Annotated in this window: 14 protein-coding genes and 3 tRNA genes; 7 read left to right on the top strand and 10 right to left on the bottom strand. The window is 71.9% G+C overall.

Going from position 1 to position 16,268, the window contains the following annotated elements; translation table 11 throughout:
- Positions 1-62: 62 nt before the first annotated feature.
- The 3 genes from M1P99_RS16885 to leuC all read right to left on the bottom strand — a co-directional run bounded on the left by M1P99_RS16885 (position 63) and on the right by leuC (position 2,719).
- Positions 63-344, bottom strand: a complete 282-nt coding sequence (locus M1P99_RS16885) for an HU family DNA-binding protein (RefSeq protein WP_053616070.1) — start codon at positions 342-344, stop codon at positions 63-65.
- Positions 345-695: 351 nt separating this feature from the next.
- The gene (gene leuD / locus M1P99_RS16880; RefSeq protein ID WP_304453571.1) at positions 696-1,286 is read right to left on the bottom strand and encodes a 3-isopropylmalate dehydratase small subunit; all 591 of its coding nucleotides are present in this window, start codon (positions 1,284-1,286) and stop codon (positions 696-698) included.
- Between the two features lie 26 nt (positions 1,287-1,312).
- On the bottom strand, positions 1,313-2,719 hold the full coding sequence (gene leuC, locus M1P99_RS16875; protein WP_304453570.1) for a 3-isopropylmalate dehydratase large subunit: 1,407 nt from the start codon (positions 2,717-2,719) through the stop codon (positions 1,313-1,315).
- 98 nt (positions 2,720-2,817) lie between these two features.
- Here leuC and M1P99_RS16870 point away from each other — a divergent pair, with 98 nt between their 5' ends.
- The 6 genes from M1P99_RS16870 (at position 2,818) to M1P99_RS16845 (ending at position 9,392) form a co-directional block, all read left to right on the top strand.
- Positions 2,818-3,540, top strand: a complete 723-nt coding sequence (locus M1P99_RS16870) for an IclR family transcriptional regulator (RefSeq protein ID WP_179822620.1) — start codon at positions 2,818-2,820, stop codon at positions 3,538-3,540.
- A 375-nt stretch (positions 3,541-3,915) separates the two neighbouring features.
- Entirely contained in the window at positions 3,916-4,767 is an 852-nt protein-coding gene (locus M1P99_RS16865) for a M24 family metallopeptidase (RefSeq protein ID WP_304453569.1), read from the top strand.
- Positions 4,764-6,497 (top strand): SDR family oxidoreductase, encoded by a 1,734-nt coding sequence (locus tag M1P99_RS16860; RefSeq protein ID WP_304453568.1) that lies wholly within the window; start codon positions 4,764-4,766, stop codon positions 6,495-6,497. The genes M1P99_RS16865 and M1P99_RS16860 overlap by 4 nt, the downstream gene beginning before the upstream one ends.
- Positions 6,498-6,553: 56 nt before the next feature.
- Entirely contained in the window at positions 6,554-7,507 is a 954-nt protein-coding gene (locus M1P99_RS16855; protein ID WP_304453567.1) for a metal-dependent hydrolase, read from the top strand.
- Positions 7,508-7,614: 107 nt separating this feature from the next.
- Positions 7,615-8,613, top strand: coding sequence for a PDR/VanB family oxidoreductase (locus M1P99_RS16850; RefSeq protein WP_304455725.1), 999 nt, complete (start codon positions 7,615-7,617; stop codon positions 8,611-8,613).
- 164 nt (positions 8,614-8,777) lie between these two features.
- Positions 8,778-9,392 carry a TetR/AcrR family transcriptional regulator gene (locus M1P99_RS16845; RefSeq protein WP_304453566.1) on the top strand — a complete coding sequence of 205 codons (615 nt, stop codon included), beginning with the start codon at positions 8,778-8,780 and terminating at the stop codon, positions 9,390-9,392.
- Between the two features lie 68 nt (positions 9,393-9,460).
- Here M1P99_RS16845 and M1P99_RS16840 read toward each other — a convergent pair.
- The 6 genes from M1P99_RS16840 to M1P99_RS16815 form a co-directional block, all read right to left on the bottom strand.
- Positions 9,461-9,533: transfer RNA gene (locus M1P99_RS16840), tRNA-Glu, on the bottom strand.
- Positions 9,534-9,643: 110 nt separating this feature from the next.
- A tRNA-Glu gene (locus tag M1P99_RS16835) sits at positions 9,644-9,719 on the bottom strand.
- A gap of 46 nt (positions 9,720-9,765) precedes the next feature.
- Positions 9,766-9,837, bottom strand: a tRNA-Gln gene (locus M1P99_RS16830).
- Between the two features lie 224 nt (positions 9,838-10,061).
- Positions 10,062-11,492 (bottom strand): glutamate--tRNA ligase, encoded by a 1,431-nt coding sequence (gene gltX / locus M1P99_RS16825; protein ID WP_304453565.1) that lies wholly within the window; start codon positions 11,490-11,492, stop codon positions 10,062-10,064.
- 105 nt (positions 11,493-11,597) lie between these two features.
- Positions 11,598-12,539 carry a GDSL-type esterase/lipase family protein gene (locus tag M1P99_RS16820; protein ID WP_304453564.1) on the bottom strand — a complete coding sequence of 314 codons (942 nt, stop codon included), beginning with the start codon at positions 12,537-12,539 and terminating at the stop codon, positions 11,598-11,600.
- A 138-nt stretch (positions 12,540-12,677) separates the two neighbouring features.
- Positions 12,678-13,478, bottom strand: coding sequence for a fumarylacetoacetate hydrolase family protein (locus tag M1P99_RS16815; RefSeq protein WP_304453563.1), 801 nt, complete (start codon positions 13,476-13,478; stop codon positions 12,678-12,680).
- Between the two features lie 273 nt (positions 13,479-13,751).
- Between M1P99_RS16815 and M1P99_RS16810 the strand changes: the two genes are divergently transcribed.
- Complete coding sequence (locus M1P99_RS16810; RefSeq protein WP_304453562.1) at positions 13,752-14,597, top strand: DUF3152 domain-containing protein; 846 nt, start codon at positions 13,752-13,754, stop codon at positions 14,595-14,597.
- 10 nt (positions 14,598-14,607) lie between these two features.
- Here the strand turns inward: M1P99_RS16810 and cimA are convergent, their stop codons facing one another.
- Positions 14,608-16,218: a citramalate synthase gene (gene cimA / locus M1P99_RS16805; protein ID WP_304453561.1), complete on the bottom strand. Its 1,611-nt coding sequence runs from the start codon at positions 16,216-16,218 to the stop codon at positions 14,608-14,610.
- Positions 16,219-16,268 lie beyond the last annotated feature (50 nt).

Below are 16,268 nucleotides of genomic sequence, written 5' to 3'. Positions count from 1 at the left end.
CCGCCCGGGCCCTCATGGGAGGACCCGGGCGGAACACGACCCGTCGCCGTGTGGCGGTGGGCCTACTTCTTCTCCCCGTTGACCAGAGCCTTGAAGTCAGCGCCAGCGCGGAACTTCGGGACGAAGCTCGCGGGGACGTTGATCGTGGCGCCGGTGGCGGGGTTGCGCGCGGTGCGAGCCGCGCGCTCGGACTTCTCGAATACGCCGAAGCCGGTGATGGCCACCTTGTCGCCCGACGCCACCGTGGCCTGAATGGTCTCAAGCACAGCGTTGACCGCTTCGGTGGCGGTCTTCTTGTCTCCGAGTCGATCGGAGATCGCGTCGATCAGGTCACGCTTGTTCATAAGGTTCCTCCGGTTCCCCCTTGCTCGCACGAAATTAGGGGAAGCAGAGGCCCTTACACAAATACAAACGCCTGCGGAGAAGGCGTGTCGGGCCTCCGACCACCTGCTCGGCCACCCTCCGTAGGCTTCCCGTGTCTCCGGCCGGCGCCAACACACGAGTCCCATTTGCCCCCGTGTGTGAGGCTCAAAAGCCTACGTATAACCGGATTCCGGGCACTCGCCACGCCGAGCATAAGCACCGATACCTCGTAAGCGAGGGATCACACCAAGTAAAGGTAAAATATTTCGGGACCGGCGGGTGTGCTGCGTCACACAACCCCCCGATCCCGCCCCAGAACGCGATCCGGGCTCCTACAGGGTCACCGGCATCCAGGGCTTGCGAGTCTCCTCGTAGCTCCCGATCTCGTCGGTGTGGCGCAGCGTGAGCGCGATGTCGTCCAGGCCCTCCAGCAGCCGCCAGCGGGTGTAGTCGTCGAGCTCGAACGACTCCTGGACTCCGGGAGCGCGCACCTCGCGGGCGACCAGGTCCACGGTCACCTCGGTGGCGGGGTCGGCCTCCACGGCCGCCCACAGCCGGTCGATGACCTCCTGGGGCAGCAGGATGGCCAGCAGGCCGCCCTTGAGCGCGTTGCCGCGGAAGATGTCAGCGAAGCGGGAGGACAGCACGGCCTTGAAACCGTAGTCCTGCAGGGCCCACACGGCGTGCTCGCGCGAGGAGCCGGTACCGAAGTCCGGTCCCGCCACCAGCACGGACGCGCCCTGGTGCTCCGAGCGGTTCAGCACGAAGTCCGGGTCGCTCTTGCGCCACTCGGCGAACAGGCCGTCCTCGAACCCGGTCCGGCTCACCCGCTTGAGGTAGACGGCCGGGATGATCTGGTCGGTGTCGACGTTGCTGGCGCGCAGCGGCACGGCCCGACCGGTGTGGACGTCGAATTTCTCCATGGGAGTCTCTCCTTACGGGTCGGACGCTACTGGGCGACCAGGTCGGCGGGCGAGGACAGGGTGCCGCGCACCGCGGTGGCGGCGGCGACCTGCGGAGACACCAGGTGGGTGCGTCCGCCGCGCCCCTGGCGGCCCTCGAAGTTGCGGTTGGAGGTGGAGGCGCTGCGCTCCCCCGGCTTGAGCTGGTCGGGGTTCATGCCCAGGCACATCGAGCAGCCCGCCTCGCGCCACTCGGCTCCGGCCTCCTCGAAGATCCGGCCGAGCCCTTCCTCGTTGGCCTGCTCCTTGACCCGCATGGACCCGGGCACGACGAGCATGCGCACGCCGTCGGCGACCTTGCGCCCGCGGATGATCTCGGCCGCGGTCCGCAGGTCCTCGATCCGGCCGTTGGTGCACGAGCCGAGGAAGACCGTGTCCACGCGCACCTCGCGCATCGGCGTCCCGGCCTCGAGGTCCATGTACGCCAGCGCCTTCTCGGCGGCGGCGCGGGCGGAGGGGTCCTCGTAGGAGGCGGGGTCGGGCACCTCGGCGTCCAGCGGCACGCCCTGGCCGGGGTTGGTGCCCCAGGTGACGAAGGGGCTGAGCTCGTCGGCGTTCAGCACGACCTCGGCGTCGAACTCGGCGCCCTCGTCCGTGCGCAGGCTCTTCCAGTGCTCGACGGCGGCGTCGAAGTCCGCGCCCTTGGGGGCGTGGGGACGGCCCTCGATGTAGTCGAACGTGGTCTGGTCCGGCGCGATCATCCCGGCGCGGGCGCCCGCCTCGATGGACATGTTGCACACCGTCATCCGGGCTTCCATGGACAGGGCCTCGATGGCCTCGCCCCGGTACTCGATGACGTAGCCCTGGCCGCCGCCGGTGCCGATCTTGGCGATGACCGCGAGGATGATGTCCTTGGCCGAGACACCCGGCTTGAGCGACCCGTCGACGGTGACGGACATGGTCTTGAAGGGGGCCATCGTCAGGGTCTGGGTGGCCAGGACGTGCTCGACCTGGCTGGTGCCGATACCGAAGGCGAGCGCGCCGAACGCGCCGTGGGTGCTGGTGTGGCTGTCGCCGCAGACGACGGTCATGCCGGGCTGGGTCAGGCCCAGCTGGGGTCCGACCACGTGCACGACGCCCTGGTCGATGTCGCCCATGGGGTGCAGGCGCACGCCGAAGTCGGAGCAGTTCTTGCGCAGCGTCTCGACCTGCTTGCGGGAGACAGGGTCGGCGATGGGCGCGAGGAGGTCCATCGTGGGGACGTTGTGGTCCTCCGTGGCGATGGTCAGGTCGGGCCGGCGCACGGGCCGACCGGCCAGACGCAGCCCTTCGAAGGCCTGCGGGCTGGTCACCTCGTGAACGAGGTGGAGGTCGATGTAGAGCAGATCCGGCTCGCCATCGGCGCGTCGGACGACGTGCTCCTCCCAGACCTTCTCGGCCATCGTGCGTGCCATGGGCGCTCGCCTCTCTCATTGCGTCACGGGCCCGTCTCGTTCACCGACCGCGCGGGGGTCGACTTGCATTCCACATTTCGAGACGGCAATATCAAGCCATGGACAACTCTAGCTCATCCAGCGGTGTCGGTGTCCTGGACAAGACGATGTCCGTTCTCGACGCCCTGGAATCGGGACCGGCATCCCTGGCCCAACTGGTGCAGATCACCGGCCTGGCGCGCCCGACGGCCCACCGCCTGGCCGTCGCCCTGGAGCGGCACCGCATGGTCACCCGCGACAGCCAGGGCCGGTTCGTGCTGGGACCGCGCCTGGGTGAACTCTCCATCGCCACCGGCGAGGACCGGCTGCTGGCCGTGGCCGCGCCGGTCCTGGTCCAACTGCGCGACCTGACCGGGGAGAGCGCGCAGCTCTACCGCCGGCAGGGGGACGCGCGCGTGTGCGTGGCCGCCTCCGAGCGCAGCAGCGGCCTGCGGGACACCGTCCCGGTGGGCAGCGAGCTGCCGATGAACGCCGGGTCCGCCGCCCAGGTGCTGCTCGCGTGGGAGGACTCCGACCGGATCCGGCGCTCCCTGGTGGGCGCGCGCTTCACCGCCGCCGGACTGGCCCAGGTGCGCCGCCGCCGCTGGGCCCAGAGCGTCGCCGAGCGCGAGCAGGGCGTCGCCTCGGTGTCGGCGCCGGTGTCCGGTCCCGGCGGACGCGTCATCGCCGCCGTGTCGGTCTCCGGCCCGATAGAGCGCCTGACCCGCTCCCCGGGGCGCATGCACTCCCAGGCCGTGATGTCGGCCGCCGAGAAGATCAGCGAGTCCCTGCACGGCGCCTAGCTGTGTTCTTTTGGGGCCTCCGCTCGTGCCCGCGCCGTCGCCCGCCACCACCCTCAACGGACGCCTTCGGCGCAGTCCTTCCTGCTGCGGCCCCGTCTCCTCCTGCAGAACACCGGCGCGCCCCGAGCCAACCCCAGTGGTCCCGCAGGACCACACCTGCACGCCCGACCCCCCTGTGACCCCGCGAAACGGGTCCCTGCACGCCCAACCGCCAGTGGCCGCGCAGGACCGCACGTCCACCTGACCACCCGCCCGCTCGGCCCCTGGGAGTTCCAGGGGCCGGGACAGCGCGTTCGCCGCATGGCCGGCGGACGCGCTTCGTCGTTTCCGGGACCGGGCATGGACTCTTATTGACACGATGTCTAACATGACATCATGTCTCACACGAACGTGACCGAGGACACGGACGTCGATCTCGACGCCTTCCGCGACCTCCAGCAGCTCGCCTACCGTGCCGCCGGCGACGTGGCGGCGACCCTCGAACCCGGCGTCACCGAACGCGAGGCGGCCCGGCGCATCCGTGCCCACCTCGAAGGACACGGAGTCCAGGACTGGTTCCACACGCCCTTCGCCTGGTTCGGCGACCGCACCGCGTTCCGCGGCTTCCGGAGCCCCCTCCAGTTCTTCCCGAGCGGGCGCAGGCTGGAGGAAGGCATGCCGTTCATCCTCGACTGCGCGCCGGTGCGGGACGGGTACGTCGCCGACATCGGCTACTCCGGCTACCTCGGGGAGAACCCGCTCCACGACCGCCTGATGGACGACCTGCGCGCGCACCGACGGTTGATCGTCGATCGGGTGAGCGCGGGCGAGACCCTCCAGGACGTCTACCGCGCCGTGGACGGCCTCATCCGCGAGCAGGGCTACGACAACCGGCACCGGGTCTACCCCGGCCGGGTCATCGCCCACCAGGTCGGCAGGGTCCGCTCGCGTCTGCCCCGGGCGGTCGTGGCGGGCTTCGGCATCCGCTCCCTGCAGACCCTCGTGGGCGACCTCCTCGTCGAGCGCGTGCACCACCGCTCGCCCCTGTGGGCGGACGGCGACATCTCCGCCCACCCCGCCACCCCCGGCCTGTGGGCGGTGGAACCCCACATCGGTTTCAGGGACATCGGCGTGAAGTTCGAGGAGATCCTCGTCGTCACCGAGGACGACGCCCACTGGCTCGACGACGACCTGCCGCACGTGCGGCGGTGGGACGCCACCGCCGCGACCAGCCTGGAGAACCGATGACCACCCGCCCGCACCGCTACGTCACCGCCTCGGACGGCCAGCGCCTGGCCGTCCGCACGGACGGGGACCCCGACGGCCCCACGCTGCTGCTGGTCCACGGCTACCCCGACAACTCGTCCGTCTGGGACGCCTTCGCCGCGGAGTTCACCGCCGACCACCGCGTCGTCACCTACGACGTGCGCGGCGCCGGGCGCTCCACGGCCCCCGACGACCGCTCGGGCTACCGGCTGGACCAGCTCGCCGACGACGTCGCCGCCGTCGCCGACGCCGTCAGCCCCGACGCCCCCGTGCACCTGGTCGGCCACGACTGGGGCGCCATCCAGTCCTGGCACGCGGTCACCGAACCCCGGTACGCCCACCGGTTCGCCTCCTACACCGCCGTCTCCGGGCCCGACCTCGACCACGCCGGCCACTGGTTCCGCACGCGCCCCGACGGTGTGCGTGCCATGCTCCGCCAGGCGGTGCGCTCCGGCTACATCGGTTTCTTCCACCTGCCCCTGGTGCCCGAGGCCGCGTGGCTGACCGGGATCGGCGGCCTGGCCCTGTCCGCTCTGGAACGCGTCGGCGGCGGCCCGCACTCCCCCGCGCGGCGCGGCACGAGGGACTACCTCAACGGCCTGGCGCTGTACCGGGCCAACATGGCCCGTCGCCTCCTGCGACCGGTCGAGCGCCGCACCGACGTTCCCGTGCAGGTCCTCGCGCCCACGGACGACGCGTTCATGATCGACCAGCTCCAGTCCAACGCCGCCCGGTGGGTCGGCGACCTGCGCTTCCACCGCTTCCACGGCGGGCACTGGACACTGCGCTCCCGCCCGGCCGCCGTGGCCGCCCGTGTGCGCGCCCTCGTCGCCGAGGTCGAGTCCGGCCGCCCGCGCCCCCAGCGCGCCCTGACCGCCCAGCAGACCCGCCGGCACAGCGGCGCCTTCGCCGGCCAGGTCGCGGTGGTCACCGGCGCGGGCAGCGGCATCGGCCGGTCGCTGTGCTTCGAACTCGCCGAACGCGGCGCCCGGATCGTCGCCGTGGACGTCAACGGCCCCGCCGCCGAACGCACCGCCGAACTCGCCGCGCTGCTCACGCCGGGGGCCGCCGCCCAGCGGGTGGACGTCACCGACGCCGCCGCGATGGACAAGCTCGCGGCGTGGGTGCGCGATGAGTACGGCGCCCCCGACCTGGTGGTCAACAACGCCGGCATCGGCGTGGCGGGGCCGTTCCTGGACACCACCGCCGAGGACTGGGAACGGGTCGTCGACATCAACCTGTGGGGCGTGATCCACGGCTGCCGCGCCTTCGCCCCGATGATGGTGGACGCCGGCGGTGGCGGCCGCCTCGTCAACACCGCGTCGGCCGCCGCCTACCTGCCCTCGCGTGTGTACGGCGCCTACGCCACCACCAAGGCGGCCGTCCTCATGCTCAGCCGCAGCCTGCGCGGTGAGCTCTCCGACCACGGTGTCACTGTCACCGCCGTGTGCCCCGGCCTCGTCGACACCGGCATCATCTCCGGCGCCCGGCTGTCCGGCCTGGGCGAGGCCTCCGCCGCGAAGGACCGGCTCAACCGCCTGTACAGGCTGCGCGGCTACACACCGGAGAAGGCGGCCGGGCGCATCGCGGACGCGCTCGAACGCGGCCCGGAGGTCGTCCCGGTCACGGGCGAGGCGCACGCGGGCCTGCTGCTGTCCCGGCTCAGCCCCGGCGCGCTGCGGGCCGCCGCCCGCGTGGCCCCTCCCGTGTGAGCCCCCGCTCCCCCGAGTCCCACCCGAGCCGCCGCAACGCCCCCAGGAGGCCGACCATGAACACTGGACCCGTTCACACGGGCGCCGAGGAACCGCGACCCGACGAGCCGGACCGCCTCGTGCTCAACGCACGCGACGTCGAGTTCGACTGGAGCCGACTCGACCTGCACTGGATCCCCGGCGAGCCCTTCGCCACCCACGTCATCAACGTCCTGCACCTGCTGCTGCCCGAGGGCGAACGCTGGTTCGTCGAGGTCTTCAAGGAGGCCGTCCCCCTCATCACCGACGACCGCCTCCGCGAGGACGTGCTGGGCTTCATCGGGCAGGAGGCCGTCCACGCCGAGGCGCACGCCGGCGTCCTCGACCACATGGAGGCCCACGGTCTCGACCCGACACCGTACGTCGAGCAGATCGCCTGGTTGTTCCGGGTCGTGCTCGGCGACCGGGAGCTGACCGGGCGCCGGGCCGAGTCCTGGCTGCGCACCCGGCTGGCCGTCATCGCCGGGATCGAGCACTACACCGCCGTGCTCGGCCAGTGGGTGCTGGACGCCGCGGAACTGGACGCGGCCGGAGCCGACCCCACCATGCTCGACCTCCTGCGCTGGCACGGCGCCGAGGAGGTCGAGCACCGGTCGGTAGCCTTCGACCTCTACATGCACGTGGACGGGGGCTACCGCCGCCGCGCCCTGGCCATGGGCATCGCGGCGGGCACGCTCGCCGTCCTGTGGGTGCGCGGCACCGCGTTCCTCATCCGCAACGACCCCTACCTGCGAGGACGTGTGGGCGGACGGCGGCCGAGCGCGTCGTGGGCCCTGCGTGACGGCAGGCGCGGCCTCATCCCGCACGTGGCGCGCCTGGCCCGCGCCGTGCCCGAGTACCTGCGCCGCCGCTACCACCCCTCCCAGCACGGGTCCACCAGCCAGGCGGTGGCCTACCTGGCCGTCTCCCCCGCCGCCCGGGCGGCCGAGGCGGCCGAGCGGGCCGTCCCGGCCCCGGGGAGCGACCAGTGACCGGCGGGCCGGGCTCCGGCGGGGACCGGGTCAAGCACAGCGCCGCCTACTACGCGAACCCCCGGCCGCCGGTGGCCCTGTTCGGGCCTTCGAGGCCGGACCGCCTCATGCGCGGGCTCCAGGGACTCGCCTCGGCGGTGGAGCCGATCACCGCGCGGCTGCCCCGGGGGAACCGGGTCCCGGAGCCGACGGGCGACCTGTGGGTCCGGGTGGCCCGGGTGGAGCGGCCGGTGCCGGACGTCGCCGTGCTCACCCTGGTCCCGGACCGCCCCGGGGACCGGCTGCCCGCGTGGCAGCCCGGACACCACGTGGACGTGGTCCTGCCGGGCGGCGTCGTACGCCAGTACTCGCTCAACGGCGACCCGCGCGACCGCGGCCGCTACCGGATCGCGGTCCGCCGGATCCCGGGCGGCACCGGGTCCGCCCTGGTCCACGGCCTGGCCGAGGGCGACACCCTCGGGCTGCGCGGTCCGCGCAACGCCTTCCCGTTCACGCGCGCCGAGCGCTACCTGTTCGTCGCGGGCGGTATCGGCGTCACGCCGATCCTGCCGATGGTGTGGGCGGCGCACCGCGCCCGGGCGCCGTTCCGCCTGGTGTACACCGGCCGCTCGCGGGCGAGCATGCCCTTCCTGGACGAACTGCCCGAGGGCGCGAACGCGGACGTGCGACCCGACGACGAGTACGGAGCGCCCGAACCCGCGCGGATCCTGGACGGACCCGCCCGGGGGACCGCGGTCTACGTGTGCGGTCCGGCGCCGCTGATCGACGCCGTGCGGCGCCGCGTCCCGCCGGGCACGCCCTTCTTCTCCGAACGGTTCGCGCCCGCGCCGGTCGTGGGCGGTGCGGCCTTCGAGGTGCAGTTGGGCCGGGACGGACCGGTGGTGCCGGTCCCCGCCGACGAGTCGGCGCTGGAGGCGGTCCGGCGGGTGCGGCCGGGCACCGCCTACTCCTGCCGCCAGGGTTTCTGCGGCACCTGCCGGGTGGGGCTCCTGGAGGGCGTGCCCGAGCACCGGGACCGGCCCACGGGCGGTTCGCCGCGTGGGGCGGAGTTCGCCCTGTGCGTCTCCCGCGCCGGAGAGGGGGAGCGCGTCGTCGTCGATGTGTGAGGCCGGTGCCGGGGCGGTAGGTTCGGGAGTCCGATGGCACAGGCACGTTGACGGAGGTCATGACCGCGGTGGTGTCCCACAGAACCGATCCCCACCTGGCGCGGGTGGGACCACGGTCGCAGAGCCCGGCGAAGGCGCCGGGCACCGGGCGGCGGCCCCGCCGCATGGCGCCACAGGAACGGCGGGAGGACCTCATCCGGACGGCGCTGGCCGTCTTCGCGCGGCGCCCGCCGGGTGAAGTCACCCCGGAGGACATCGCCGAGGAGGCGGACGTGTCCCGGGCCCTGGTCTACCGCTACTTCCCCAACATGGCGGAGCTGCGGCGCGAGGCGCTCGAACGGGCGATGGACGAGCTCGTGCCGCGGCTGGCCCCACCGCAGGACCTGCCGCCCCTGGACCAGCTGCGGTTCGGTCTGCGCGCGTTCATCTCCTTCGCCGACTCCTACGCACCGTCCTACGCGGCTCTGCTCAACGGCGGGTCGATGGTGGCCACGGAGGAGACCGAGGCCGAGATCGACCGGGTGCGCGACGCGGTCCGGCGCCTGGTCCTGGAGCGGGTCGGGATCACCGAGCCCTCGCCCCGGCTGGTCCTGGCCCTGCGCTGCTGGATCTCGTCCGTGGAGACGGCGGTGATGATCTGGCTCCACGAGCGCACGATGGCGGCCGACGCCCTGGCCGACTGGCTGCTCGACCAGCTCGTCGCCATGGTGGCGTCGTCGGGAGCGCGGGAGAAGGAGCTGGGTGCCCTGGCGGCGCACGCCGGCGGCTCCGCGAGCTGACCGCCCCGCCCGATCGGGGCCCGGGGACGGCGAAGGGCCCCACCGCGCAGCGGTGGGGCCCTCATCTGTACCCCCGAGCGGATTCGAACCGCCGTTACCGCCTTGAGAGGGCGGCGTCCTAGGCCACTAGACGACGGGGGCCGGACTGGTACGAGTGTGTCCGCGAAACCTGCTGAACCCACTCGAACCGGACATCAGTGGCACGCACTGACCAGCAAGAAAGCTCCCACGGCGTGGGAGCCTCTCCCTGTTGGTACCCCCGAGCGGATTCGAACCGCCGTTACCGCCTTGAGAGGGCGGCGTCCTAGGCCACTAGACGACGGGGGCCGGACTTCGGATCCGAGGATCCGTACGCTTCACCGGAGTGAAACAGCTGGGCTACCAGGACTCGAACCTAGACTAACTGAACCAGAATCAGTCGTGCTGCCGATTACACCATAGCCCAGTGCTTGGGGAGGACCCGGTCGCTTTCGCTTCCCTGTCCCCCTCGGCGACGTCGTTAACTCTAGCGGACATTCGGAGTAGTCGCGAACCGAAATCGGGGTGGCCGTCCTGTGGCCCCGACCACCCCGCCCACTCGTCGCCCACCACCGCCCACCAGGGCGCTCCGCGCGGGGGCGGACCGCCACCCGCGACCGACGTCGGCGGGAGCAACCCCGCCCGGCGGACCTACTCCGCGGCGCGCAGCTTGTCCAGGGCGGACGTGAGGCGCGCCTGGACGCGCTCGCGGCCGAGCAGCTCCAGCGACTCGAACAGGGGCAGGCCGACCGTGCGACCCGTGACCGCGACCCGCACCGGCGCCTGGGCCTTGCCGAGCTTGAGCCCCAGGGCCGCGCCCGTCTCCTCCGTGGCCGCCTTGAGGGCGTCCGCCGTCCAGGACAGCTCCGGGTCGGCGAAGCGCGCCAGGGCGGCCTCCACCATCTCCTTGCCCACGCCCGGCTTCATCGCCTTGTTCCAGCTCTTCTCGTCCTCCACCGGCTCGGAGAGGAAGAGGAAGTCCACGTTCGGCACGATCTCGCTGAGCAGCGCCACGCGGCTCTGCGCGAGCGGTGCCACCGCGCGGAAGACCTCCGCGTCGTAGTCGGCCGGGTCCCACGGGACGGCGTCACCGGTCAGCCACGGCGCGCAGCGCTCGACGAAGTCGTCCACGGACAGCTCGCGGATGTAGTCCCCGTTGAAGGCGCGCAGCTTCTTCTCGTCGAAGAACGCGCTGGAGCTGTTGACGTCCTCGATCCGGAAGAGCGGCATCATCTCCGGCCACGGCATGAGCTCACGGTCGTCGCCCGGCCCCCAGCCCAGCAGCATCAGGTAGTTGACCATCGCCTCGGGGAGGTAGCCCTCCTCCTGGTAGGACTCCAGGGCGACCTTGTCGCGGCGCTTGGACAGCTTCTTGCGCTGCTCGTTGACGATGACGGGCAGGTGCGCCCACACCGGCGGCGTGAGGCCCAGCGCCTCCCACAGCAGCTGCTGCTTGGGGGTGTTGGACAGGTGCTCCTCGCCGCGGATCACGTGCGTGATGCGCATCTCGACGTCGTCCACCACGTTGGCCAGGACGAACAGGGGGGAGCCGTCGGCACGCGCGATGACGAAGTCCTCGATGGCCGAGTGGTCGAACTCCACCCGGCCGCGGATCCGGTCGTCGACGACCGTGGGTCCGCCCTCGGGCACGCGGAAGCGCAGCGCCCGACCGGAGCCGGGCTCCAGGCCGCGGTCGCGGCAGAAGCCGTCGTATCCCAGGTTCGGGTTGTCGCGGCGCTCCTGGACCATCTCGCGGGTGCAGTCGCAGTAGTAGGCGCGCCCGTTCTTGAACAGGTCCTGCGCGGTCTCACGGTGCTTGTCGGCGTAGTCCGACTGGAAGTAGGGGCCCTCGAAGTGCGGGTCGTCCGCGCCGATGCCGAGCCAGGCGAGCGCGCGGATGATGCCCTCGGTCCACTCGGGCCGGTTGCGGGCGGCGTCGGTGTCCTCCACGCGCAGGACCATGCGGCCCTCGGGCCGCTGCTGCGCCAGCGCCCAGTTGAAGAGCGCGGAGCGGGCGCCGCCGACATGGAACATGCCCGTGGGAGACGGGGCGAAGCGGGTACGAATCGGAGTCTCAGTCACGGGCCCCAGGGTATCGGGGCCCGACGCCCGCTCAGGGGGACGGAGCTGCGCCGGAGGCGTCCGTGGAACGGCGGTGGCGGGCGAAGGGAGGAGGGACCGCTCCGGTCAGGACGGGGTGGGCAGCGGGCGGGGGTAGCTCTCGCCCATGCCGAACTCCGACGCGAGGACGTCGGCGAAGGCCGCCGCGATCTTCACCTCGCCGTCGGCGTTGGGGTGGGTGCCGTCATAGGTGTCCTCGGCCACGTCCCAGGCCTCGGCTCCCGCGATGTCCAGGCTCACCACCGGCGACTCCTCGGTGGTCAGGTCCGCGGCCACCTCGCGGACGAGTTCGTTGTAGGCGTACTGGCGCAGGGCGAAGCCCTCGTCGGTCTCGCCCAGGGCGATGGGCAGGGACTCGGCCAGCACCACGCGCACGTGCGGTTCGCCCTCCCGGGCGCCCCTCACGTAGGAGCGCAGCCGGTACTCCATCTCGTCCATCGTGACCGGCCAGAGCAGGTCGTTGACGCCGAGCATCACGCACAGCACGTCGGGCCGGTGGACCCGCGCCTCCCCCCGGATGGTGTCGGCGGCGTCGCCGAGCGTGCGGCCCCACAGTGCGTTGTGATCCTGGTCGAATCCGGGGTCGCGGTACTCCGCGGTGTCCGGGGCGCCGTCCAGGCCCGGCCAGTCGGCGTCCTCCGTGGCCTCGGGCACGTCGTCCTCGGGCTCACTGGGGTCGGCCTCCGGCTCGGTGGGCACCGGCAGGATCATGTCGCGCGAGGCGGGGTCGGTGTAGGGGCCGACGAAGTCCAGGCCGGTCACGTGCGGGGTCAGGTGGGTCCACAGGTGGTAGCGCCAGGTCACGTCCCCGTTGGCGCCCTGGGTCATGGAGTCCCCGGCCAGCATGACGCGGTGCGGTGCGGTCATGGTGTCCTCCTGTCCTGTGTCGGTGTCCCCGGGGTCGGCGGTGGTGACGGCCCACAGGATGGCGGCGGTGATCACCAGTACGAAGGCGATGGCGCCGACGGTGAGGAGGGCCGTCGGCGAGGGGCGGCGAAGGGTGCTCACGGCAGAGGGGCCTTCCGGTCGCGGGGCCGGCGCCGGCTTGGTGGGACGCCGACCGCCTGGGCCGAGGCCGTGTTCCGTGGTTGCCGCCCGTCGCGCGGCGGAGCGGGGGCCACGGAACACGCCCTGGAGTGGGTCGTGTCAGTCCCTGGTCACCACGCGGTTGCTGATCGTGCCCACGCCCTCCACGGTCACCGAGACCTCCTGGCCGACCTCCAGCGGGCCGACGCCGGCCGGAGTGCCGGTGAGGACCACGTCACCGGGGAGCAGCGTCATGAACGAGGTCACGTACGCGATGATCCCGGGGATGTCGTGGATGAACTGCGAGGTGTTGCCCCGCTGGCGGACCTCGCCGTCGACGGTGGTGGTGAGGGCCAGGTTCTGGGCCTCCTCGATGCTCATACCCGTGGTGATCCACGGCCCGATCGGGCAGAAGGAGTCGAACCCCTTGGCGCGGGTCCACTGCTTGTCCTTCTTCTGAAGGTCGCGCGCGGTGATGTCGTTGGCGACCGTGTAGCCGAAGATGACGTCCTTGGCGCGTTCGCGCGGCACCTCGCGGCAGGGCCGGGAGATGACGATGGCCAGCTCGCCCTCGAAGTCCACGCGCTCGGAGACGGGCGGGTAGAAGACGGGGTCGCCCGGCCCGGCCACCGAGGTGGAGGGCTTGAGGAAGACGACGGGCTCCTCGGTGGCCTCCCCCGTGATGTCCTGCATCTCCGCGACGTGGTCGGCGTAGTTCTTGCCGATGCACACCACCTTGGTGGGCAGGACCGGTGACAGCAGCCGCACGTCCGAGAGCTTCGCCCGTTCCCCCGTCAGTTGGATGTTGCCGAGCAGGGGGTGCCCGGTGAGTCGGGCGACGAATTCCTCGCCGCTGTCGGAATCGGACTCCACCAGGCCGAATCCGACCTCGTCACCGACCGCGAACCGTGCGATGCGCACCTCATGCCTCCCAGCAGCCCAGTTGTCTCACGTGCGGTTGCAGGGTATCTGTGCGCGGTCGCACCGGGACGCGGTACCCGTCCCGGGTGAGAGGTGAGATACCGCGCTTTCGCCGCGCGGAGCGACGATCGCACCGATCCCATGGCCTTCCTTGGGCGATCTGTGAAGCGACATCTGGCATGCTGGGGTCCGTCGTCCGATGTCGAGAGGTTGCGCCTCGTGCCCAAGTCCGCTTCGCCGCCGGCTCGGCACCGCCGGCGCCGCAGGTACCCGATGGGGCTCGCGCTCGGCCTGTGCCTGGTGTCCGGTGCTTCCGCCGTCCTGATGGTCAGCGTGCCCCCGCCCCCGGCCGAGCTGGGCCCGTCCGAGGAGGCCGCGGAATCCTCGCCGGTCGGCGGCGGTGACGGCTCCGCCCCGGACCAGCGCCCGGCCCCCGACGGCTCGGCGAGCAGCAGCGCCTCGGGACGGGGCCAGGAGCCCTCCTCCCCCTCTTCGGCGCCCACGCCGTCCGCGCGCGAGGGGGAGGACGGGGAGTCCGAGGAGGAGGTCCCGGTCCTGCTCCGCTCGGTGGAGGAGGAGGTCGACTCCGCCGAGGGCGACATGGCGGTCGTGGAGGGCGAGAGCGACGTCATGGGCGACGGCCCGCTGACGACCTTCGCCGTGGAGGTCGAGGAGGGCCTGCCGGGCGAGGCCGAGGACTTCGCCGCCGCCGTCGAACAGGTCCTGGGCGACCCCCGCAGCTGGGGCAACGACGGGGAGCGGTCGATGCAGCGGGTGGACGGCGACGACGCCGACGTCCGCGTCCTGCTGGCCGCCCCGGACACGGTCGACCGGTTGTGCGCGCCGCTCAACACCAACGGGTACGTCTCCTGCGCCAACGGCAACCGCGCCATCATCAACCAGAACCGGTGGGTGTCGGCCGTCGAGGACTTCGAGGACGACCTGGAGACCTACCGGATCTACGTGATCAACCACGAGGTCGGGCACACCCTGGGCCACGGCCACGTCAACTGCCCGGGCGAGGGCGAGGCCGCGCCCGTCATGCAGCAGCAGACCCTGAGCCTGCAGGGGTGTGAGGCCAACGGCTGGGTGCACCCGGACAACGACCCCGAGGACTGACCCGCGACGGTCAGGTCTGCGGGTAGCCCTGGCGGAGCAGGCCGTAGGCCACGGCCTGTTCGAGGGCGATCCAGGAGGCGTCGACGACGTTGGGGCCCACACCGACGGTGGTCCACTCCCCCGCGCCGTCACTGAAGGTGATGAGGATCCGGGTGATGGCGTTGGTGCCCGAGGTGCCTTCGAGAATGCGGACCTTGTAGTCGGTCAGCTCCAGCCCGGCCAGCGCGGTGTACACGGTCTCCATGCCCTCGCGCAGCGCCCGGTCCAGGGCGTTGACCGGGCCGTTGCCCTCGGCGGTGGCGATGACGCGCTCACCCTTGACCCGGAGTTTGACGGTCGCCTCGGTCAGGCTGTCGTCCTCGTGCGCCAGCGGGCCGGAGCCGCTGCGCGGCCGGCGCTCGGTGATGACCCGCCAGGACTCGGTCTCGAAGTAGCGGACCGGGGAGCCGAGCTCCTCACGGATGAGCAGTTCCAGGGAGGCGTCGGCGGCCTCGAAGCTGTAGCCGGTCAGCTCCAGGCCCTTGATCCGGTCCACGACCCGTCCGGACAGAACACGGTCGCCGGCCAGGTCCAGACCCAGCTCCTCGGCCTTGAGCTCGACCGACGCCCGCCCGGCCATGTCCGAGACGAGCATGCGCATGCGGTTGCCGACGAGTTCGGGGTCGGTGTGCTGGTACAGGTCGGGGTCGACCTTGATCGCCGAGGCGTGCAGCCCTGCCTTGTGCGCGAACGCCGACACTCCGACGTAGGGCTGGTGGGTGTCCGGGGCGAGGTTGACGATCTCGGCGATGGCGGTGGCCACGCGGGTCATCTCGGCGAGGCAGCCCTCCGGCAGCACGGCGCGGCCGTACTTGAGTTCGAGGGCGCCGACCACGGAGAAGAGGTTGGCGTTGCCCACCCGCTCGCCGTAGCCGTTGGCGGTGCACTGCACGTGGGTGGCTCCCGCGTCCACAGCGGCCAGGGTGTTGGCGACGGCGCAGCCGGTGTCGTCCTGGGCGTGGATGCCCAGACGGGCGCCGGTGGCCTCGCGGACCTCGGTGACGATCCGCGTGATGTCACCGGGGAGCATGCCGCCGTTGGTGTCGCACAGGACGACGACGTCGGCGCCGGCCCCGGCGGCCGCCCGGACGACGGCGAGGGCGTGCTCGGGGTTGTGCCGGTAACCGTCGAAGAAGTGCTCGCAGTCCACGAACACCCGCTGTCCGTGTTCGCGCAGATGGGACACCGTGTCAGCGATCATGGCGAGGTTCTCGTCCAGGGTCGTGCGCAGTGCGCGCTCGACGTGCCGGTCGTCACTCTTGGCGACAAGGGTGACGACCGGTGCGCCGCTGTCGCGCAGGGCGGCCACCTGTGGGTCGTCGGCGGCCCGCACCCCGGCCCGGCGGGTCGCGCCGAACGCGGTGAGCTGCGCGTGCTCCAGCGTGAGCTCTCGTGAAGCCCGCTGGAAGAACTCGGTGTCCTTGGGGTTGGAGCCCGGCCACCCTCCCTCGATGAACGCCACCCCGAGGTCGTCCAACAGCTGCGCGATGGCCAGCTTGTCGGAGACCCGGAGATTGATCCCCTCGCGCTGGGCTCCGTCGCGCAGCGTGGTGTCGAAGACGTGGAAAGTGTCGTCCCTCATGGGCGGATCTCCCGAAGGTGGATGCTGTGTGTGTCGGCCCCGACCAACAA

The organism is Nocardiopsis sp. YSL2 (assembly GCF_030555055.1).
Taxonomy (GTDB): domain Bacteria; phylum Actinomycetota; class Actinomycetes; order Streptosporangiales; family Streptosporangiaceae; genus Nocardiopsis.
Note: the sequence above shows the minus strand (reverse complement) of the source record. Positions and strands in the feature narration are given on the sequence as shown.

What these genes read in the sequence shown, in the direction of transcription:
- M1P99_RS16860 (WP_304453568.1), top strand. Translation starts at nt 4,764, where the DNA reads ATGACCACCCGCCCGCACCGCTACGTCACCGCCTCGGACGGCCAGCGC.
- M1P99_RS16845 (WP_304453566.1), top strand. Translation starts at nt 8,778, where the DNA reads ATGGCGCCACAGGAACGGCGGGAGGACCTCATCCGGACGGCGCTGGCC.
- M1P99_RS16850 (WP_304455725.1), top strand. Translation starts at nt 7,615, where the DNA reads ATGCGCGGGCTCCAGGGACTCGCCTCGGCGGTGGAGCCGATCACCGCG.
- M1P99_RS16865 (WP_304453569.1), top strand. Translation starts at nt 3,916, where the DNA reads ATGTCTCACACGAACGTGACCGAGGACACGGACGTCGATCTCGACGCC.
- leuD (WP_304453571.1), bottom strand. Translation starts at nt 1,286, where the DNA reads ATGGAGAAATTCGACGTCCACACCGGTCGGGCCGTGCCGCTGCGCGCC.
- leuC (WP_304453570.1), bottom strand. Translation starts at nt 2,719, where the DNA reads ATGGCACGCACGATGGCCGAGAAGGTCTGGGAGGAGCACGTCGTCCGA.
- M1P99_RS16855 (WP_304453567.1), top strand. Translation starts at nt 6,554, where the DNA reads ATGAACACTGGACCCGTTCACACGGGCGCCGAGGAACCGCGACCCGAC.
- M1P99_RS16870 (WP_179822620.1), top strand. Translation starts at nt 2,818, where the DNA reads ATGGACAACTCTAGCTCATCCAGCGGTGTCGGTGTCCTGGACAAGACG.
- M1P99_RS16885 (WP_053616070.1), bottom strand. Translation starts at nt 344, where the DNA reads ATGAACAAGCGTGACCTGATCGACGCGATCTCCGATCGACTCGGAGAC.
- M1P99_RS16810 (WP_304453562.1), top strand. Translation starts at nt 13,752, where the DNA reads ATGGGGCTCGCGCTCGGCCTGTGCCTGGTGTCCGGTGCTTCCGCCGTC.
- cimA (WP_304453561.1), bottom strand. Translation starts at nt 16,218, where the DNA reads ATGAGGGACGACACTTTCCACGTCTTCGACACCACGCTGCGCGACGGA.